This is a genomic window from Haladaptatus sp. AB643 (genome assembly GCF_024136975.1).
Classification (GTDB): domain Archaea; phylum Halobacteriota; class Halobacteria; order Halobacteriales; family Haladaptataceae; genus Haladaptatus.
This window is the reverse complement of the sequence record NZ_JAMYJW010000010.1, coordinates 131,938-151,004: the sequence shown is the minus strand read 5'-3', so window position 1 is coordinate 151,004 and position 19,067 is coordinate 131,938. Positions and strand designations below refer to the sequence as shown.

The following is a 19,067-nucleotide window of genomic DNA, read 5'->3' as shown; positions in this document are numbered from 1 at the left end:
CCGGAAAACCTCGGGTCACCATGTCGAATACCGATCACGATATCTATCCGATGCCGCTGTTTCCGCAGTTGACCGTCTCGAACGTCGAGGAATCCACGGCGTGGTACGAGACGCTGGGATTCGAGGTCATCTACTCGATGCCCGTGATGTCCCACGTTCGGTACCGCAAGTACGCCGACATCATGCTCGTCGCGGAGCGGGACGACGGGGACGAGGAATCCGCGTCCGGAGACGCGGATTCCCCGCAAACACCCGCTCGCGGGAACGGCGTCGCCACGTACATCACCGTCGAGGACGAGTCCGTCGACGACGTGGCGGAGCGGGCCGAGGAGAACGGTATCGAGATTTCCGTCCCGCCGCACGAGACGAACTGGAACACGCGCGAAACGACGGTTCACGACCCGGACGGCTACGAACTCGTCTTCTCGGAGCGGGCCGAGACGGACAGGGATTTCGAGGACGTGATGGGGTCGGTCGAGGAGTAGTACTGTGCCGTCGAACGACACGCCTTTCCTGCCGCCCGAGAAATCCACGGGCATGGACAGAAAGCGGGAGCTTTCGAGCATCGACCTCGCCGCGGTCTCGCGGGAGTTGAACTCCTTCGAGGGTGCGAAGGTCGATAAAGCGTATCTCTACGGCGACGACCTGTTGCGCCTGAAGATGCGCGATTTCGACCGCGGTCGCCTCGAACTGCTCGTGGAAGTGGGCGAGATAAAACGCGCTCACACAGTCGCACCGGAACACGTCCCGCCCGCGCCGGGCAGGCCGCCGAACTTCGCCATGATGCTGCGAAATCGCCTCTCGGGGGCGGACTTCGCGGGCGTCGAACAGTTCGAGTTCGACCGCATCCTCCAGTTCCACTTCAAACGCGAGGACGGCGACACGACCATCGTTGCGGAACTGTTCGGACAGGGCAACGTCGCGGTGCTGGACGAGAACAACGAGGTCATCGACTGTCTCGACACCGTACGGCTCAAATCCCGTACCGTCGCGCCGGGGTCACAGTACGAGTTCCCCAGTTCGCGGGTGAACCCGCTCGATATCGACTACGAGGAGTTCGAGTTCCGGATGAACGACTCGGACACCGACATCGTGCGGACGCTGGCGACGCAACTCAACTTCGGCGGCCTGTACGCCGAGGAAGTCTGCACCCGTGCGGGCGTCGAGAAGGCGAAGGACATCGCGGACGCGACGGAGGAGGAGTACGAACGCATCTTCGCCGCTATCGAACGAGTCAAAGAACCGCTGGAGACCGGCGACTTCGACCCGCGCGTCTACTACGAGGACGACGTGCGCACCGACGTGACGCCGTTCCCGCTCGAAGAGTACGAGGACAGGGACTCGGAGGCGTTCGACTCGTTCAACGCGGCCGTCGACGACTACTTCACCAACCTCGATCTATCCGAGAACGAGGACGCGGGCGAACCGCAGAAGCCGGATTTCCAAGCCCAGATAGAGAAACAACAGCGCATCATCGACCAACAGGAGGGTGCGATCGAGGGCTTCGAACAGCAGGCGGACGCCGAGCGCGAGAAGGCCGAACTGCTGTACGCCAACTACGGCTTCGTGGACGAAATCCTCTCGACGGTGCGGAGCGCCCGCGCCGAGGACACGCCGTGGGCCGACATCGAAGCGCGGTTCGAGGAAGGTGCCGAGCGCGGCATCGAACAGGCCGAGGCCGTGCAGGGAATCGACCCGAGCGAGGGAACCGTCACGGTTCGAATCGACGACACCGACGTCACGCTGTTCCCGGACGACGGCGTCGAGAAGAACGCCAACCGCCTCTATCAGGAGGCCAAGCGAATCGAGTCCAAAAAGGAGGGCGCACTGGCCGCCATCGAGGACACCCGCGAGGAGTTGGAGGAGGTCAAACAGCGCGCCGAGGAGTGGGAAGCCGAACCCGAGGAGGAGCGGACGGAACCGGAGAACATCGACTGGCTCTCGCGGGCGTCGATTCCGGTTCGAAAGCAGGAGCAGTGGTACGAGCGGTTCCGCTGGTTCCGCACTTCGGACGGGTTTCTCGTCCTCGGCGGACGCAACGCCGACGAGAACGAGGAACTCGTCAAGAAGTACATGGACCGAAACGACCTGTTCTTCCACTCGCAGGCACACGGCGGCCCCATCACCATCCTGAAAACGTCCGACCCGAGCGAGCCATCGAAGGACGTCGACGTTCCGGACCAAAGTAAACGGGAGGCCGCCCAGTTCGCGGTCTCCTACTCGTCCGTTTGGAAGGACGGCCGCTTCGCGGGTGACGCCTACATGGTCAACCCCGATCAGGTGTCGAAGACGCCCGAGAGCGGCGAATACCTCGAAAAAGGTGCGTTCACGATTCGCGGCGACCGGACGTACTTCGACGACACAGCGGTCGGCGTGGCGGTCGGCATCACCGTCGAACCGAACACGCGGGTCATCGGCGGCCCGCCGTCGGCCATCGAGAAGCAGGCCGAGACCGTCATCGAGGTCGAACCGGGCCAGTACGCCCAAAACGACGCGGCAAAGCGACTCTACCGGGAGTTCCGCGAGCGGTTCGAGGACACGTCGTTCGTCCGCAAGGTGGCGAGTCCGGACCTGATTCAGGAGTTCCTCCCGGCGGGCGGCAGTCGGATGAGAGACTGATTCAGTTTTTGTTCGAAAACGTTTTCGACCGGATATCGATGGAATCGGTTTAGGCGGGATGTGGTCTGTCGCGTAGTTTTACGGTCTCGATGAACGAACAGCGACGCGAACTCACCCCATCGGTTCCGTGTGATGTTCGATCCGTTCGATGCTGGCTCGCCAGTATCTCAGGTCCCCCTCGGGCAGGTTCCACTCGACGGTTGCGTCGGTCGGAATGCGGAGCCCGTTTCGAACCTCGTAGTCGGAGAACCGTCCGGTCCACGGGACGAACGAATCGTCCTCCTGTCGATAGCGCTCGGTCGTGACGCGTTCCACTTCGTCCCGCTCGTTGAAATGAAAGACCAGCGACGCCGATACACCGTCGTGTTCGAGCGTCGCCCTCGCGGAGCGTTCGTCGATTGCCTCCCATTCGACCCCGCTCGCGGGCAATAGCGCGGTCGGGAACCAGACGGCCTCGGCGAGGTATCGGACCAACTCGCCCGCGTTCATGTCGGGACTCGGACCGGCGCTGGCGACGGGAATCGCGGAGAGGAGTCGAGCGCGCAAGACCCCCTGATGGCGTTTGTACAGATCCAGAACGTGGACCGAGAGTAGCGGAAGCATCCCTATCTCGGCGTCCCAGATGAACGCGGGCGGACGGACCGAGAAGTTCTGTGTCGCGTCGAGCGGCCGCCACTGTGCATCCCTCCCGCCGAGGCGAAACTGGCCGCGTTGGTCGAGACGAACCGTCCGGACGTATGGCTGACCCTCCGCGAGCACCGATTCGAAATATCGCCTGACTGGGTCCGGAAGTCCGTCGATGTCCGCTTCGGTGAACACCTGCCGCTCGGGGGCGTTCGCATCCGAGCGTAACTCGTCGAGATGGCGTTGGATTTCGCGGTCGAACCGACGCCGACCGACGATAACGGCGAGGACGGCGACGAGCGTACTCGGGACGATCCACGGAATCGTCCGCTTCACGGTTCCGGACTCGGGGAGCATGTCACGATACCACGGTTTCATCGTCCGTAGTTCTGCTCCCGGGAAATCGAATCGGTGATCGTTCCAACGGTCCGGACTGATCGTTCCAATGCTCCGGACATGTCCTCTTTTCAGAGCAAACGATTAAGCTCTCAGACGGCGTCTAGAACCCTGTATCGGGTGAGCCGGGGGGCTCGACCCGAGGGGGAAAACAATGTTCAACGAAAGCGTTCAGTATCTGAAAGACAGTGACGACGCGGTAACGAAAGTGCTCATCGGGGGGCTACTCGTCATCTTCGGCTTCCTGATCATCCCGGCTATCCTGTTGGAGGGGTACATGATCCGCGTCCTCCGTGAGGTTTCGGAGGGCGACACGGAGGCACCGATGTTCGACGAATGGACGAAACTGTTCGTGGATGGACTGAAGGCGCTGGTCATCACGTTCATCTATCTCCTCGTCCCGACGGTGATCGCCTTCGTCTTCATCGGCGGCGGTGCGGCGCTCGCGAACAACTCCACGTTCGTGGGGGGATTCGTGGCAGTCGTCGGAAGCGTGTTGACGTTCCTGGCCGGAATCGCCGTGTGGTACACGCTGCCCGCCGCGCTCGTCCGGTTCGCCGAGAAGAACACGATGGGGTCGGCGTTCGAGTACGAATCGTACCTGCCCATCCTCCGTGACCGCGACTACGCCACGGGATGGCTCATCGCGCTGGCCGTCGTGGTCGTCACCGTTGTCGTCGTGAGCGCCATCGCCGCGGTTCCGATCATCGGATGGGTGGTCGGCGCGTTCGTCGCCTTCTACGCCCACGTGATGGTGGCGTTCATCTACGGCACCGCCTACGCGGAAGCCGACGAACACCGACTGCGCGAAGGACCGGAAGTCGAAGAGGGACGACCGGCGGTCTAATTCTCCACTATTTAATCGACCGGACTGTTTTTAGCCGATCAATCCATCGACGTCGCGGTCCGTTCGGTCGATTCCTGTCGGGGAGTGACCTCCTTACCGAACGCCGTTCCGAACATGTAGCATCCAGCGAGATAGAGCCAGAAGTAGAAGAACGGTGCCAGTATGACTCCGAACCCGAGCGTGACCGCGACGAAGACCGCGAAAAACATGCCTCCAGCGATCGCCACGAGCAGCGTCAGCACGACGGCGGTGATGTACTCCGTGCTCTTCAGTACCGGACCGAGGGTTTCGAAATCGAACGCCGCGCCGATACTCCCCGTTCGGGCGAGGTTCGTTAACGCAGCGGGGAGGAGATACTGAATCGCGAACGCGAGAACGAAAGTGACGAGGAGGCCGAGCACACCGATGCCGCTAAGCACTCCGGTAGAATCGCCCGAGTTACCGAGACCGATGAGGGTGAACATCACGATCATGATGACGATGGGAACGAGCGCGTACACGAACCCGACGACGAATCCTTTGATCCCGTCCACGAACATCACCCCCCAATCCGTGAAGTCGGGCGGTAGTTCCTCGTCTCGCGACGTCGCCGCCAACACCTGCATCATGTATCCTCCGACGAAGATACCGGGAATGAGGAGGAAGGAGAAGAACGCCAACGTTCCGCCAATGATGATCCGTGCAATTCCGCTGTCTCCCTTCGTCGGGTATCCTATCGCTTCTTCGAGCATCGTGGTCGGATATCAGATGGCAGGGTTTTAATCCTATCTGATAATTTCGCCGACGAACGAACGCCCGAATAGCAGGGCACTTACCGCCGGAAAACACACTCCTACCCATGCAGATACACGACCGAACGTCCCTCGACGGGAACCGCGAGCGAATCACGCTCGTTCCCGAGAGTCTGGACGATCTCTGGCATCTGACGTATCTCCTCGAACCGGGCGACGAAGTGGCGGGTGATACGACCCGCCGTATCCAGCGCGCCGACGACCAGATGCGGGATACGGGCGGCGAGCGCGAACACATGCACATCACGCTGAAGGTGGAGGACGTGGAGTTCCACCGCTTCGCCAACCGCGTTCGCGTCGGCGGGGTCATCACCGACTGCTCGCGGGAGGACCAGTTGGGCCTCCACCACACGCTCAACGTCGAGGAACGGGAGAAGCTTACCATCGTCAAGGAGTGGAAACGCGACCAGTTGGACCGCCTCGACGACGCCGTCGAAGCGACCGATAACCCCGACATCGCCATCGCAACCGTCGAGGAGGGCGAAGCGTACATCCACACCGTCGCCCAGTACGGTGCCGACGAGTACACTTCCTTCTCGGGGACGACCGGGAAGGGCGAGTACGCGGGTGGCCGGACCGAACTGTTCGAGCAGTTGGCGTCGGCGCTGTCGCATCTCGACGTGGACGCCATCATTCTCGCCGGACCGGGCTTTACCAAACAGGACGCCTACGACCACATCGAGGAGAACTACCCCGAACTGACCGAGATGATATCGATGGTGGACGTGAGTTCGGTGGGCGACCGGGGCGTCCACGAGGTGCTGAAACGCGGTGCCGTGGACGAGGTGCAGGCGGAGACGCGAATCGCCGAGGAGGCGGAACTCATCGACCAACTGATGAAACAGATCGGCGAGGGTGCGAAAGCCGCCTACGGGATCGAGGAGGTCAAACAGGCGGCCGATTTCGGGGCGGTCGAGCAACTGCTCATCCTCGACGAACGACTTCGGAAGGAACGCGGCGCGCTCGGCGAGGACGAAGCGGGTGGCGAGTGGGAGATCGACGTGAACGAGATCATCACGGACGTGGAGCGGAAGGGCGGCGAGGTAACCGTCTTCTCCCACGAATTCGCGCCGGGCGAACAGCTTTCGAACCTCGGCGGAATCGCGGCGCTTCTCCGCTATCGGCTGAACTGACCGACGCTGGTTTTTGGGTTCCGGCAAGAACGCTTAACCATCGTCCGCGTGAATTTTCGCGCAGATGTTTCTGTATCTGGCGGGGAAACTGGCTATCGTCGCGGTTTACTACTTCGTCAGGCTGATTCCAGTCGTCGGGCTGAAACTCTCCGACCGGTACGAAGACCAGATGTTCGGTCCGCTCGTCAACGACGTCTCCGTCACCGAGATAACCGCCGAGCGGTCGAACGGTTCGGTTTCCGTCGAACTCGAACTCGACAACGACAGCACGCTCGACGCACACATCGTCGGCGGGTCCGTTCGATGGGGCAACGAACAGGAGGGCGAGACGGTCTGTTCGTTCGTCTGGACCGAGCATTTCGATACGCTGCCGAAGAACGTCGAAGCCACGAAGATCGACGGCAAGGGAAGCGGGACGCTTCGTCTCGAACACTGCGTCGATAGCGACGACGTGTGGATGGACGGCGAACTTCGGTTGCGCCGGGTGTTCACGGTTCGGGGACGGGAGATGCCGCTCGGGGTCGCCAACTTTTCGCTGCCGGAAAAATCGGTTTCGGTCGAATCACACGATACCGCGGAGCAGTCGGCGGTCGAAGGTTAGATTTCGACGGACAGCAGGTCTTCCGCGAACCCGACGTCGCCGTCGTACTCCGCCGCGACCGACTTCAACATCGCTTCGTGCTTGCCGTCCGTGTGCGGGTAGAGGTGGGTGAGATACACGCGTCCGATGTCCGTCCCGGAGAGCGCCTCGCCGAGTTGCGACGGCGTCGGGTGGTTCGACACGTCCACCTCGTCGGGGAACGAACAGTCGTGGACGAGGACGGCGCTGCCGTCGGCGAAGTTCGCCAACCCGGAAAACGCCTCGCTGTCGCCGCTGAACGTGAACTCGTCCTCGAACTTGTACGCCAGACAGTCCATCGAGTGGCGCGTTTCGAACCCTTCGACGCTGAACCCCGCGACGTCGAACTCCTCGTCAGGAGTGATTTCACGCACCTGCAGGTCGATTTTCCCGTCGAGATAGTCGTGGACGGAGAGCAACCCGTCGAGGAGGCGTTTCGTTCCGGTGGGGCCGACGACTTCGAGGTGTTCCTCCCCGGCAAGCCATCGGGCCTTCAGGAGGGGCATGAGGTCCGAGACGTGGTCGACGTGGTGGTGAGTCAGGAGGACGGTCGAGACGTTTTCGTAGCCGACGCCGGACTGCTGGAGGCGGTGGAGGACACCACTGCCACAGTCCACGAGGACGCGACGCCCGTCCTCTTCGACGACGATGCCCGATTGAAACCGACTCCCGGTCGGCATCGCGCTTCCCGTGCCGAGAAACGTGATTCGCATACGTACCCTCTCGTCGGGAGGGTGAAAAAGCTTCAGCAGTGAAAAACGGTAGCAGTGAGGATGGTTAATAGTCACGTATTCACATGGAACAGCCGTAACTCTCCCCTCGAACTGTTCCGATCGACCGATTTCCGACCGACTTCCGTACGATTCCGAACGTATTTTTTATGCGTCTCGATGACGAACTGTACGATGATTCGGGACACCCCGCCACTGTACCCCACCACTGTAGGTGTGGGGCGCGGTGCGGTGGTGTGGTAGTTTCCGAGATTCGATCATGTTCACCGACACGCACAGCGAGGTTTGTTTCGAACGCGGCCCCGACGGTCGTCATCTCGCCGTCTCGCGGGACATCGCCGCATCCCCGGATGCGGCGTGGGAGATTCTGACCGACACGACCTACTGGCCGGCATGGGGACCGTCCGTCACCGGCGTCGATTGTGCCGACCGGGTGATTCGAGCGGGTTCGAGGGGAAGAATCGAAACCGCGTTCGGCATGCCGCTTCCGTTCGAAATCACGTCCTGTGAGGACTTTCGTTGGACGTGGGACGTGGCGAACGTCTCCGCGACCGGCCATCGCGTCGAAGCGCTCGATGGCGGGTGCCGTGTCGTCTTCGAGGTCCCGGTTCTGGCGGCGGCGTACGCGCCCATCTGTCAGCGCGCGCTCGGTGAAATCGAACGACTCGCCGAAGGGTGACTGACGACGGGAAGTAGGAGGACGAATGACTCCCATCCGATTCCCGAACCCCGTCCCGTCGCCGACATGATCCTGGATTGTCAATAGGTCACTCTCTTTTCCCATAGTTTTTATCATACCTATTACCATTCGCACCGATCGTTTACTCGGCTATGTCCAACGACTCTCCTGGCGGAAGTTCGTGCAGGTATCGGCAGTGACGGTGACGGTGACGGTGGTCGGCGGTACGGTTCTCGGTGCGGCGCGTGCCGAATCGGCGGAGAACGGTTGGTTGGAAGTCGAGTCGCCGACGACGAAGACGCTCCACGGTGCGGTCGAGACGGTCGAGGGGCCGTTCGCGGTCGGCGCTGGCGGGACCATCGTGGAACGGACGAACGACGGGAGTTCCGGCGGATCCGGCGGGACGAACAACACGAGCGTCGGAACGAACGAGACGACCAACGCGTCGTCGCTCTCGACTCCGGACACGGATAAGACGGTAAAGCGGTATCGTGAGGGCGTCGTGGAGTTCGAGTAACGATTTCACTTTCACCCCGCTGGCATAACCCTCTTTGCCGCCCGCTACCAACGTGGAACAAATGGATGCGAGAGGGCTGTTGGCCCGCGAGGAGTTGGATTTCGACCCCGAGACGGTCGAAATCGCCGACGAGGGAACCCTCGACCTCCTCGAACCGGCAGTGCGGGAGTGGTGGGTCGAACAGTTCGGCGAGTTCGTCCCCGGGAACGGTGGGTTCTTCACGCCGCCACAGCGCGAGGCGATTCCGCTGATTCACTCCCACGAGAACGCCCTCATCGCGTCGCCGACGGGGAGCGGGAAGACGCTCGCGTCGTTCACCGCCATCGTGAACGAACTGTTTCGCCGCGAGCAGGATTCCGGACTGGACAATTCGGTCTACTGTCTGTACGTTTCGCCGCTGAAATCGCTGGCGAACGACATTCACCGCAACCTCGAACTGCCGCTGTCGGGAATCGAGGACAAGATGGACGACGTGAGCGAGGTCCGCCACGCCATCCGACACGGGGACACCGATTCGGCGGCGCGACAGAAGATGCTCGACGAGACGCCGCACATCCTCAACACCACCCCGGAAACGCTCGCCATCCTGCTCAACTCGCCGAAGTTCCGCGACAAGCTCAGAACCGTCGAGTACGTCATCGTGGACGAAATCCACAGCCTCGCGGACGGCAAACGCGGCACGCATCTCTCCGTCAGCCTCGAACGCCTGGAGAACATCGCTCACTCGCCGACGAGAATCGGTTGTTCCGCGACGGTCGAACCGCTGTCGGACATCGCGGAGTTCCTCGTCGGGAGGGCGGAACCCGGCGGTGAGAGTCGGAAGTGCGAAATCGTGGACACCCGATTCGTCCGCGAGTTCGACCTCGAACTCCAGTGTCCGACCGACGACCTCGTGCACACGCCGCGGGCCGTCGTGCAGGAGCGGTTTTACGACCAACTGCACGACCTCATTCGGTCGCACACCAACACGCTCGTCTTCACGAACACGCGCTCCGGGGCCGAGCGCGTCTTGCAGAACCTGCGCGAGAAGTTCCCCGTGTACGACGAGGAGAACTCGGGTTGTCACCACGGTAGCCTCTCGAAGGAGTCGCGTCAACGGATAGAGGGACAACTGAAGGACGGCGAACTGGACGTGGTGACGACCTCGACCAGCCTCGAACTCGGCATCGACATGCCGCACATCGATTTGGTGGTGCAGGTCGGTTCGCCGAAGAGCGTGGCCTCCCTGCTCCAGCGGGTCGGACGGGCAGGTCACCGCCTCGGGCAGACCGTCATCGGACGCGTCATCGCGCTGGACCGGGACGAACTGGTCGAGTGTGCGGTCATGCTGAAGAAGGCCGAGGAGGGGTTCGTGGACCGCGTGTTCATCCCCGAGAACGCACAGGACGTGGCGGCCCAACAGGTGTACGGGATGGCCATCAACGAGGTGCGCCCGGAGTCGGAGGTGAAGGCCACCCTTCGGCGAGCGTATCCGTACCGGGATTACTCGGACGAAAAGTGGGAGTCGCTTTTACAGTATCTCACGGCTGGCTACGAGGGGATGGAGGACAGGAACGTGTACGCGAAAGTCTGGCGCGACGAGAACGACCCGCCGGACGGCGAGTACCATTACCCCGAGTATCCGGTCGACGAACCGTTGATGGGGAAACGCGGCCGACTCGCTCGCGTCATCTACATGACCAACATCGGGACGATTCCGGACTCGTTCACCTGCGACGTGTTCACCCGCGCGGACAACGAGTGGGTCGGTGATTTGGACGAGGGCTACCTCGACACGCTGGAGAAGGGCGACGTGTTCGTCCTCGGCGGCCAGCACTTCGAGTACAAGTACCGTCGCGGGTCGAAGGTGTACGCCGACCGCACCAGCGCCCGCCCGACGGTACCGTCGTGGTTCTCCGAGCGCCTGCCGCTCTCGTACGACCTGGGCCGCGAGATTGCGTCGTTTCAGGGCGAACTGCTCTCGCGGTTGACCGACCGCGGAAAACCAGCGGTTCGGGTGTGGCTCCGGGAGTTCCCGCTGGACGAGAACAGCGTCCGGGCGCTCGCCCGGATGTTCGACGAGCAGGTCCGGTACGCCGGACCGGAAAGCGTGAGCACGGATACGCGGTTGACGGTCGAAATCGTGATGGACAGGGAGGAGTACGAACGCCACTACTACGTCCACTCGAACTACGGCAGGAAGTTCAACGACGGCCTCTCGCGCGTGGTCGCCTACCGCTGTGCGCAGGCCGCCAACACGAACGTCGGGGTCGCCGTCGCGGACAACGGCTTCACGGTCTCGATGCCGCTGAATCGGAAGGTGGACGTGCCGGGGATTCTCGCGGACATCGACCCCGACGAGGTGCGCGGGGATTTGCGCGCCGCGCTCTCGGGCACCGACCTACTCCAGCGTTACTTCCGCATCAACGCGACGCGCTCGCTGATGATCCTCAAGCGCTACAAGGGCTACGAGAAGTCCGCCAGCGAACAGCAGGTGTCGAGCGAGATGCTGCTCGGGTTCGCCGACGAGTTGGACGAGTTCGCCGTCATGGAGGAAACGTACCGCGAAATCGTGGAGGACAAACTCGCACTCGAATCCGTCGAGGAGATTCTGGGGAAGGTACAGGACGGCGACATCGACGTCGTTCAACACCGCGTCGAATCGCCGACCCCGCGTGCGTTCGGATTGGCGACGCTCATGGCCAGCGACGTGGTGCTCGCGGAGGACGAGAGCGCCGTGCTACAGGAGTTCCACGACCGCGTCATGGACTCGATTGCGGAGGAGTGACTTCTTCCTATCCCTGTCTTCGGGTCAGGATAGTACCGAGCGCGATACCCGCTGCCGAACCGATGGCCATCCACACGGCCAACTCCCCAGTGACGATTCCGACGCCGGTCCCGAGCGGCAGGCCGACGCCGATGCCCCTCCATAGTTCGCCGTGAACGTTAGGCCTCTGTGCTTCTTCCATGTTGGGGCTTCTCCCACGCCGGACATAAACCTCGGCCAATCGGAATAACTTCGATATTCAGTTCGGTGGAGACGTCGCGGAACACGATTACTGAGATAACTTCAGACATCGACGGAAATCTTCGGATCCATACGATATAATCTAAAAGTACAACCGTAAGTTCCGATTCAGTTATAATTCTCACAAATCTGAGAAAGAATTAATCGTGCCGAATCCATGCGTCTGCTTGCCAATGACACAGGCGGATCCACGCAGGCGACTCGTTCTCTTCGTTATCGCGCTTATCGGGACGGCGGTAATCGCCGCCGCCCCGACGCCCGCCGGGCTTTCGGTCCGCGGGCAGTTCGCGTTCGCAACGATGTTCTTCGCGGGCTTTCTCTGGGTGACAGGGACGCTTCCGCTGGCGGTGACGGCGCTATCGATCCCCGTCGTGCTCACGATGTTCGGCGTGTACGCCGATCTCGACGACGCGCTGGCGGGTTTCGCGAACCACCTCATCTTCCTGTTCATCGCCGGGTTCATGCTGGCGAACGCGCTCCAGAAATACGACATCGACCGCCGGATCGCCCTCTGGATAATGTCCGTGATGGGGTCCTCGCCGCGCCGACTCGTCCTCTCCGTAATGCTGGCGACGGCGTTCCTCTCGATGTGGGTGTCGAACACGGCGACGGCGGCGATGATGACGCCCATCGCGCTTGGCGTCCTCTCGCAGGTACTGGGCCGCGAGACGGTCGAAGCGGCGGGTTCGGCAGTCCCAGGAGGGTCGTCCGACTCGTCGCCCGCCCCCGACGGCGGGACCGTCACGGTCGAAGGCGGAGACGAACCGTTCACCAACCTCCACGTCTCGATGCTTCTCGGAACCGCCTACGCGGCCAGCGTCGGCGGCGTCGGGACGCTCATCGGGACGCCGCCCAACGCGGTGCTGGCCTCGCAACTGAACGAGATTCTGGGCTACGAGATCGGCTTCGCCCAATGGCTGATCATCGGCGTTCCGGTCGTCGTCATCACGCTCCCCATCGTCTGGTACGTCCTGACGTATCTCCTCTATCCGCCGCAGATAGACGACGTGAGCGATGCACAACGGATGGCGCGTCAGTACCTCGAAGAGGAAGGCGAGTTGAGTCCGCGCGGTAAACGCGTCGCGCTCATCTTCACCGCAACCGCCCTTCTGTGGGTCGTCGGAGGATTGGGCGACTTCATCGGCGGGTACTTGCCGTCCTCGTGGGCGGTCACGCTGTTCGGCGGCGACGGTACGAGCGTCTTCGGCATCGACGGCCACCAGGGCATGCTGTACTACGTCGTCGTCGGCCTCGCCTCGGTTCCGGCGCTCGTGCTGGCGGACACGATGGAGTGGGACGACCTCGTGGACATCGACTGGGGGACCATCCTCCTGTTCGGCGGCGGCATCGCGCTTGCCGACGCGCTGGCGACGACGGGCGCGACGAAGTGGATATCGAACTCGGTCTTCAAATCGCTCACCGGCGCGCCCATCGTCCTCGTCGTCGGCGTGGTCGTCCTCCTCGTCATCTTCCTGACGGAGATGACCTCGAACACCGCCACGGCGACCATCATCATTCCCATCCTCATCAGCATCGGGAGCGTCTTCGCGGCCACGCTCGGACTGACGGACGTCGCCGCCGCCGTCTTCCTCTCCGTTTCGGGGGCCATCGCGGCGAGTTTCGCGTTCGCGCTCCCCGTCGCGACCCCGCCGAACGCCATCGTCTTCGGGAGCGGCTATCTCAAGCAGGAACAGATGATGCGCGCCGGGGTCGTGTTGAACCTGATAATGACGGTCATCCTCACCGGACTCATCTGGGTGCTGTTCCAGTTCGTCTGGCCGCACGTCCTCTGGTGAGGGAACCTGTTTTCACTCCGCTCGAACCAACAGCGTATCGAGCGCGTTCGGGACGACGAGCACCTCGCTGCCGGGTTCGACGGCGTCCTCGATGGAGTCCCGGGCGTGCATCAGACAGTCCTCGACGATTTCGGGATGCTCGCTCCCGGTCACGTACACGTCGTGATCCCGCAAGACGTGGGCCACGATGAAGGCTCGTTGTGCGCCCGGTTCGTAGCCGGTTCGCATCTCGTCGTAGAGGCTCTCAGGGTCGCTCGCGCCGTCGAGTCGGTCGTAAAATCGCTGTTCGCCTTTTCCCTCGCCAGCGCCTTCGGGCATGTCGGCGGGGACGACGACCCGTCCGCCCGCACGGAGCGGGTTTCGGTCGCCGAGGACGACGTAGGTGGCGGCGCGGGTCGCCTGATAGAGGTTCGCGGCCTTCGCTTCGGGAACGCCCGCGATGACGGCGTCGTAGTCGTCCGCGACCGGAACCGACAGCGCCTCTTTTGCGACTTCGGCGAGGTCGGCGACCACGTCGCGGTGGTATCCGGCACTGGCCCCGAGAATCCCCTGCGGCCCGTGCGTGACGTTCAGACAGAAATCGAGACCGATCACGTCGCCCGCGTCGTTCAGCAGTTCCCGGAACGGGTTGTCCTCGACTCGGCCGAGTCTGACGCCGGACCGGGAGAGCATGTCCGGCCCGTGCGTGTACCGGATGAGCGACTCGCCGCCCGCGCCGATGGCGACGGTTTTCGCCCCGCCGGAAAAGCCCGCGTACTGGTGCGGTTCGACCATCCCGGTCGCAAGGACACGGTCCGCGTCCGCGACGGTCGGATTGAGCTCGATGGGGACCGCTACCCCGTCAGGTGCCTCGACCGTTCCGACCTCCATCACCGCCTCCGCGTCGTGGTTCTCCGCGAGGTCCGCGTGCTCGCCGAGGGCATTTTCGATCTCCTCGTCGGTCATCGGGCGGTGGAGACCGAGGCCGAGGACGACCGAGACGTTTCCGCGCGGCACGTCCGCCTCCGCCAATTCCGCGAGCAACACGTCCAACAGCACGTCGTCCGGCGTGGCCCGCGTCACGTCCGTCACGACGACCGCGACCGTCTCGTCGGGGGACACGAGGTCGTGGAGATTCGGGCCGTGCGGGTCCGCGACCGCTCGCTCGGCGGCGGTCCGAGGGGAAACCGCGGTACCACCCGGCGGAGAAAGAACGGTCACGTCGCAGTCGGGCAGGGAGTAGTCCGGAAGCGAGTCGTCCATGGGTTGCGGTACGAACGCCGGGGGGGAAAGTCCTCAGGTCGCCCACTCGACCATTCGGTCGTAGAGGGGCGACGAGCGCAGGGCGCGCTCGTCGCCGACGAGGACGAGGGATTTCTTGGCCCGGGTCAGCGCGACGTTCACCCGGCGATAATCGTCGAAGATGGGACTGTCCAAGTCGCCCGTGGCGACGAACGAAACGATGATGACCTCCTTGCTCGACCCCTGGAACCGATCCACCGTATCGACCGCGACCGAATCCGGAACCCTTCGAGAAATCTCGGCGACCTGCGCCCGGAACGGCGCGATGACGCCGATGTCCTCGCGGGCGACGCCCGCCTCCACGAACTCCGAGACGAGTTCGGTCACGCGCTCGGCCTCGACGGGGTTCGTGTTCCCCGCCGTGGTTCCGTCCGGGTCGAAGAAGCTGACCCCCGTCCGGAGTTTCGGTGAAAGGGCGTCCGGATCGACCGTCGGGAGGTTCTCGATCCGTTGGGCCGCAACCTCGCCGTTGGCCGGACGGAGCGCGCCGTCGTAGAACTCCCGCGAGGAGAACGCCTGAATCCGCTGTGCCATCCGGTACTGGCGGTCGAGCATGACGGACGCCTCGGGGTACCGTTCGACGAGCCGTTGGAACAGGGACGTCGAGAGGTCAGTTTCTGCCCTCACGACCGGCGGCAGTTGATGATGGTCGCCGACGAGGACGAACCGCTCGGCGAGATTGATGGCCGCGTGCGTGGCGGGTTCGGTCAACTGCGAGGCTTCGTCCACGAGCGCCACGTCGAACGCCTCCTCGCGCATGATCCGGGAGCCGCAGGTCGCCGTCGTGGCGGCAACGACGTTCGCCCCCTTGAGCTCGGCGACGCGCGCGCCGGGGTCGCCGCTCCGCTCCAGACGAACGTCCTGCATGTCCGCGCGGACGCCGGTTTCCGTGCCGACGCGAACGATTTCCGCTTCTCCGAACCCTTGCTCCCGGAGCGCTTCGAGCGCGTTGTCCACGGCGCGGTTCGTGAACGCCGACAGCAGGACGCGGTTGCCGTCCTCCACCAGCGCCCGAATGGTCCGCGCGATGGTGTAGGTCTTCCCTGTTCCAGGCGGGCCGTGGATGAGCGCACAGTCCTTCGCGTTCACCGCGAGGTTGACCGCCTCGTTCTGGGCATCGTTGTTCTCGATGAAGGGTCGGATTCCTCCCTCGAACTCCGGCTCCCCCCTGCCGAACAGCACGTCCTTCCGCCGCTCGTCGCCCTTCAGCAGAGCGTCGTGTAGCGCGGTCAACATCGCGTCGGACGAGAACTCCGAGGGGTACACGTCCAACCTGCGGAGTTCGACGGGTTCGTCCGTCGTGACGACGATTTCGTCCCCGAGCGTCACGACCCGCGCCAGTTCCGCGTGCCCGCTGACCGGGTGACCGTTGCTGGCGAGGACGACGTCACCCTCCCGAATCTTCGAGACGGCATCGTCCGTCTGCCTGGCGCGAAGCTCCCAGCGTTCGCCTTCGATCTGGGTTTGACCTGCGGGTTCCAACCCGATGAGCGCGCGGTCGTCGTCGGCTCGCTCCTCGGCCGTCTGTTCCCAGAGTTTGGCGTACTCGCGGTGGGTCGCCCGCCGCTCCTTTTCGATTTGCTCGTACTTCTCCCGGAAGTACTCACGCTCGTCCTCGGGGATGGGGCGGCCGATTTGGCCCGCCTTCGACTCCTGGTCCAGACGCCCCGAAACGACCATGCAGGTGTCCTTCTCGAAGCAATACTCGCATTTCGCGTTCGCCTCGTACCCCGTCGGAACGCTCATATCGAACTCCGCCGCGGCTATCTCGTTGCGAGTTCGGACGACGAATTCCAGCAGTCCCTTGGCGATGGCGAACTCCTTCGCGGGCGAGAGGTCGCCCGTCTCCTCGGTGCGGTCCAGCGCCGAGTTCTTCGTGTACAGCAGGGTGCCCGTGTCGGCCGGAACGTCGCGCTCTTGCAGGAGAAGGGCGTAGCAGGCCGCCTGGATCTTGTCCTGAAACCGCGGGTCGCGGTTCGTGTTCTTGCCCGTCTTCAGTTCGACCGGCATCCCGCGACGGAGCGCGTCACACCGACCTTTGATGCCGAAGCGCTCGCTGATGAGCGTGTACTCGCTCCGCCAGTCGTCCGTGTCGTCGAGGACGCCCTGTTCCAACCAGCCCTCGATGGCGCTGGCGTTCTGGCGTACCTCGCCCACCACTTCATCCGCTTCGCGTCCGAGCAGGCCGAGTTGCAGACCGACCTCCTCGACGCGCTCTTCGATGGATTCGTCCAATTCCCGACCACGAAGCAGGTCGCCGAACACCTCGTGGACGATGGTCCCTTTGACGACGGGGTAGTTCAGCGGAATCCCCGACAGTTTGTTCAGGTAGTACATCCGGGGGCACTGCACCCACGAGCGAACGTCCGTCACGTTCACGAGGAACGCCGGTTCGACCACGACGTAGGACTCCTTGCTTGTCGCGTGGCTTGTCTCGCCCTGGTACTCGGATTCCTCGACGTCCGTCACCAACAGCTCCATCCCCGCTTCGAGATACTCCGCCGTCTCCGTCCACTTGCCCCACAGCGTCACCGTCTTCGGCACGTCGTCGTCCGGTTGTACGACGACTTCCACGAGGTCGCGCTCCCCGTACTGCGTACTCACGGCCCGCACCTCTCCCGGCTCGGTGACCGTCCCCCGTATATTCACGAACAGTTCGTACTTGCCCTCGCGGAAAAATACTGTCGATTACGACGGGAAGACGAATTGGACGAGTTCGGTGTGGTTTTGAGATTCTTTTCCCGTCTCGTTACGAACGGACGGCGCTCGGTTTTCGCCAAAATCAGTTCCAACTCCGGACTCACTTCCCATCCGAAACGAGGGTCCACGGCGGGTCGATAACCCCGATCATGGTGAGGACGATGGCCGGGAACCAGTAGATGGCGACGATTTCCAGCGTGAGGCTGTCGTACAACAGGAGAAAGCCGAAGAGGAAGACGAAGGGGACGACGAAAATCGACCAGACGGCTAACGTTCGTTGCTGCTCCTCGTCCATTGGCGGGAGGTCGAACGAGGGGGGTAAGAATCCTTCGAAAGCCGGGCTACGTCCACTGGTCGAGACCGGTCTGGGTGATGCTCTCCTCGATGCGCTCGAACCCGCGTGCGACCTCGTCCTCGTGGACTTTCCACTCGTCGACAACGTACTCGCGGGCCGCCGCGATGTCGGGGTCCATCGACGCGTCGAACTCGTACTCGTCGGTCACGTCGGGGTCCAGAAACATCCCGCGGATGATTTCGACGTTCTCGATGTAGGCGTCACGCTCTTCGAGGACGCCGAAGAGGTCGCCGTGTTCCTTGACACCCTTGAGTGCCGTTTTCGGACCGACACCGGAGACGCCCTCGTTGAAGTCGGTGCCACAGAGGATGGCGATATCGACCAACTGCTCCCACGTGATGTCGTGTTCTTCGAGCGTCGCCTCGAAGTCCATCAACTCCGGGTTGCCCTTGCTTGTCAATTGGCGGAGCGTGAGCGGCGCGCCGAGGAGGAGCGCGTCGTAATCCTCCGTTCCGGCGTAATCGACCGCGCCCGTTCGCGCCATGTGCGCCGCCTGTGCTTCCCCTTCGGCGGGGGCCTCGACGACGGGCACGTCGAGCAGGTCGAGCAGTTCCCGCGTCGTTTCCTGAATGACGGGCGTGAGCCGCTGGGTGTGGGCTTCGAGTCGGGCGACTTCGATGGCGTCGCCCTCCTCGCGTGCATCTTCCAATTGGTCCTCCAGTTTCTCGCGCTGTTCGCGTCGGTTCTCGATTTCGTCGCTCTTCAGGTCCGTGACGTGGCCGTCGAAGACGAAGACGGGAACCAGATCGTGTTCGAAGAACTTCGGCAGGCCTTGGACGACGCCGACCAGATTGGCGACCTCGGTGCCGTCCTCGGTGGTGTACACCTCGTCGCTGGTCCACTTGACCGTCGTCGTGAGATAGCGATAGAGCCAGTTGTGGGCGTCGATGGCGACCACCGAGCCTTCGATGTCGTCGAAGCTGACCTCCTCCAGGGATGCGAGTTGCCGCAGTGCGGAATTACCCATTTGGC

The 19,067-nt window shown here is 63.0% G+C and carries 17 protein-coding genes; 9 read left to right on the top strand and 8 right to left on the bottom strand.

Annotated features, from left to right (window positions below):
* Nucleotides 1-20 precede the first annotated feature (20 nt).
* Both NKF25_RS18355 and rqcH read left to right on the top strand, forming a co-directional pair.
* A complete protein-coding gene (locus NKF25_RS18355) occupies nucleotides 21-485 on the top strand; it encodes a VOC family protein (protein WP_253228093.1) in 465 nt (154 codons plus the stop codon).
* A gap of 52 nt (nucleotides 486-537) precedes the next feature.
* On the top strand, nucleotides 538-2,619 hold the full coding sequence (gene rqcH, locus NKF25_RS18350; protein WP_253228127.1) for a ribosome rescue protein RqcH: 2,082 nt from the start codon (nucleotides 538-540) through the stop codon (nucleotides 2,617-2,619).
* Nucleotides 2,620-2,730: 111 nt separating this feature from the next.
* Here the strand turns inward: rqcH and NKF25_RS18345 are convergent, their stop codons facing one another.
* Nucleotides 2,731-3,621, bottom strand: coding sequence for a DUF6544 family protein (locus NKF25_RS18345; RefSeq protein WP_253228092.1), 891 nt, complete (start codon nucleotides 3,619-3,621; stop codon nucleotides 2,731-2,733).
* 172 nt (nucleotides 3,622-3,793) lie between these two features.
* Between NKF25_RS18345 and NKF25_RS18340 the strand changes: the two genes are divergently transcribed.
* Nucleotides 3,794-4,486 (top strand): DUF4013 domain-containing protein, encoded by a 693-nt coding sequence (locus NKF25_RS18340; protein WP_253228091.1) that lies wholly within the window; start codon nucleotides 3,794-3,796, stop codon nucleotides 4,484-4,486.
* Nucleotides 4,487-4,524: 38 nt separating this feature from the next.
* On the opposite strand, the gene NKF25_RS18335 is transcribed toward NKF25_RS18340, so the two are convergent.
* Complete coding sequence (locus NKF25_RS18335) at nucleotides 4,525-5,217, bottom strand: DUF4013 domain-containing protein (protein WP_253228090.1); 693 nt, start codon at nucleotides 5,215-5,217, stop codon at nucleotides 4,525-4,527.
* 107 nt (nucleotides 5,218-5,324) lie between these two features.
* Between NKF25_RS18335 and NKF25_RS18330 the strand changes: the two genes are divergently transcribed.
* The gene (locus NKF25_RS18330; protein WP_253228089.1) at nucleotides 5,325-6,410 is read left to right on the top strand and encodes an mRNA surveillance protein pelota; all 1,086 of its coding nucleotides are present in this window, start codon (nucleotides 5,325-5,327) and stop codon (nucleotides 6,408-6,410) included.
* 64 nt (nucleotides 6,411-6,474) lie between these two features.
* Entirely contained in the window at nucleotides 6,475-7,011 is a 537-nt protein-coding gene (locus NKF25_RS18325) for a hypothetical protein (RefSeq protein WP_253228088.1), read from the top strand.
* Here NKF25_RS18325 and NKF25_RS18320 read toward each other — a convergent pair.
* Nucleotides 7,008-7,742, bottom strand: coding sequence for an MBL fold metallo-hydrolase (locus tag NKF25_RS18320; protein ID WP_253228087.1), 735 nt, complete (start codon nucleotides 7,740-7,742; stop codon nucleotides 7,008-7,010). The genes NKF25_RS18325 and NKF25_RS18320 overlap by 4 nt on opposite strands.
* 277 nt (nucleotides 7,743-8,019) lie before the next feature.
* On the opposite strand from NKF25_RS18320, the gene NKF25_RS18315 reads away from it, so the two are divergent.
* From NKF25_RS18315 to NKF25_RS18305, 3 genes are all read left to right on the top strand, one after another.
* Nucleotides 8,020-8,439 (top strand): SRPBCC family protein, encoded by a 420-nt coding sequence (locus tag NKF25_RS18315; protein ID WP_253228086.1) that lies wholly within the window; start codon nucleotides 8,020-8,022, stop codon nucleotides 8,437-8,439.
* Nucleotides 8,440-8,620: 181 nt separating this feature from the next.
* Complete coding sequence (locus NKF25_RS18310) at nucleotides 8,621-8,956, top strand: hypothetical protein (RefSeq protein ID WP_253228085.1); 336 nt, start codon at nucleotides 8,621-8,623, stop codon at nucleotides 8,954-8,956.
* A gap of 61 nt (nucleotides 8,957-9,017) precedes the next feature.
* Nucleotides 9,018-11,723 (top strand): ATP-dependent helicase, encoded by a 2,706-nt coding sequence (locus tag NKF25_RS18305; protein ID WP_253228084.1) that lies wholly within the window; start codon nucleotides 9,018-9,020, stop codon nucleotides 11,721-11,723.
* A gap of 7 nt (nucleotides 11,724-11,730) precedes the next feature.
* Here NKF25_RS18305 and NKF25_RS18300 read toward each other — a convergent pair whose 3' ends face one another.
* On the bottom strand, nucleotides 11,731-11,904 hold the full coding sequence (locus tag NKF25_RS18300; RefSeq protein ID WP_190303737.1) for a hypothetical protein: 174 nt from the start codon (nucleotides 11,902-11,904) through the stop codon (nucleotides 11,731-11,733).
* Nucleotides 11,905-12,136: 232 nt separating this feature from the next.
* On the opposite strand from NKF25_RS18300, the gene NKF25_RS18295 reads away from it, so the two are divergent.
* The gene (locus NKF25_RS18295) at nucleotides 12,137-13,759 is read left to right on the top strand and encodes an SLC13 family permease (protein WP_253228083.1); all 1,623 of its coding nucleotides are present in this window, start codon (nucleotides 12,137-12,139) and stop codon (nucleotides 13,757-13,759) included.
* A gap of 12 nt (nucleotides 13,760-13,771) precedes the next feature.
* Here NKF25_RS18295 and NKF25_RS18290 read toward each other — a convergent pair whose 3' ends face one another.
* From NKF25_RS18290 to fen, 4 genes are all read right to left on the bottom strand, one after another.
* Nucleotides 13,772-15,001 carry a lactate racemase domain-containing protein gene (locus NKF25_RS18290; protein ID WP_253228082.1) on the bottom strand — a complete coding sequence of 410 codons (1,230 nt, stop codon included), beginning with the start codon at nucleotides 14,999-15,001 and terminating at the stop codon, nucleotides 13,772-13,774.
* Between the two features lie 33 nt (nucleotides 15,002-15,034).
* Nucleotides 15,035-17,689 (bottom strand): AAA domain-containing protein, encoded by a 2,655-nt coding sequence (locus tag NKF25_RS18285; protein WP_253228081.1) that lies wholly within the window; start codon nucleotides 17,687-17,689, stop codon nucleotides 15,035-15,037.
* Nucleotides 17,690-17,840: 151 nt separating this feature from the next.
* Nucleotides 17,841-18,035, bottom strand: coding sequence for a hypothetical protein (locus NKF25_RS18280; RefSeq protein ID WP_253228080.1), 195 nt, complete (start codon nucleotides 18,033-18,035; stop codon nucleotides 17,841-17,843).
* Nucleotides 18,036-18,081: 46 nt separating this feature from the next.
* Complete coding sequence (fen, locus tag NKF25_RS18275; protein ID WP_253228079.1) at nucleotides 18,082-19,062, bottom strand: flap endonuclease-1; 981 nt, start codon at nucleotides 19,060-19,062, stop codon at nucleotides 18,082-18,084.
* Nucleotides 19,063-19,067 lie beyond the last annotated feature (5 nt).

What these genes read in the sequence shown, in the direction of transcription:
- NKF25_RS18305 (WP_253228084.1), top strand. Translation starts at nt 9,018, where the DNA reads ATGGATGCGAGAGGGCTGTTGGCCCGCGAGGAGTTGGATTTCGACCCC.
- fen (WP_253228079.1), bottom strand. Translation starts at nt 19,062, where the DNA reads ATGGGTAATTCCGCACTGCGGCAACTCGCATCCCTGGAGGAGGTCAGC.
- NKF25_RS18295 (WP_253228083.1), top strand. Translation starts at nt 12,137, where the DNA reads ATGACACAGGCGGATCCACGCAGGCGACTCGTTCTCTTCGTTATCGCG.
- rqcH (WP_253228127.1), top strand. Translation starts at nt 538, where the DNA reads ATGGACAGAAAGCGGGAGCTTTCGAGCATCGACCTCGCCGCGGTCTCG.
- NKF25_RS18300 (WP_190303737.1), bottom strand. Translation starts at nt 11,904, where the DNA reads ATGGAAGAAGCACAGAGGCCTAACGTTCACGGCGAACTATGGAGGGGC.
- NKF25_RS18290 (WP_253228082.1), bottom strand. Translation starts at nt 15,001, where the DNA reads ATGGACGACTCGCTTCCGGACTACTCCCTGCCCGACTGCGACGTGACC.
- NKF25_RS18345 (WP_253228092.1), bottom strand. Translation starts at nt 3,621, where the DNA reads ATGAAACCGTGGTATCGTGACATGCTCCCCGAGTCCGGAACCGTGAAG.
- NKF25_RS18315 (WP_253228086.1), top strand. Translation starts at nt 8,020, where the DNA reads ATGTTCACCGACACGCACAGCGAGGTTTGTTTCGAACGCGGCCCCGAC.
- NKF25_RS18340 (WP_253228091.1), top strand. Translation starts at nt 3,794, where the DNA reads ATGTTCAACGAAAGCGTTCAGTATCTGAAAGACAGTGACGACGCGGTA.
- NKF25_RS18320 (WP_253228087.1), bottom strand. Translation starts at nt 7,742, where the DNA reads ATGCGAATCACGTTTCTCGGCACGGGAAGCGCGATGCCGACCGGGAGT.
- NKF25_RS18335 (WP_253228090.1), bottom strand. Translation starts at nt 5,217, where the DNA reads ATGCTCGAAGAAGCGATAGGATACCCGACGAAGGGAGACAGCGGAATT.
- NKF25_RS18280 (WP_253228080.1), bottom strand. Translation starts at nt 18,035, where the DNA reads ATGGACGAGGAGCAGCAACGAACGTTAGCCGTCTGGTCGATTTTCGTC.
- NKF25_RS18330 (WP_253228089.1), top strand. Translation starts at nt 5,325, where the DNA reads ATGCAGATACACGACCGAACGTCCCTCGACGGGAACCGCGAGCGAATC.
- NKF25_RS18325 (WP_253228088.1), top strand. Translation starts at nt 6,475, where the DNA reads ATGTTTCTGTATCTGGCGGGGAAACTGGCTATCGTCGCGGTTTACTAC.
- NKF25_RS18355 (WP_253228093.1), top strand. Translation starts at nt 21, where the DNA reads ATGTCGAATACCGATCACGATATCTATCCGATGCCGCTGTTTCCGCAG.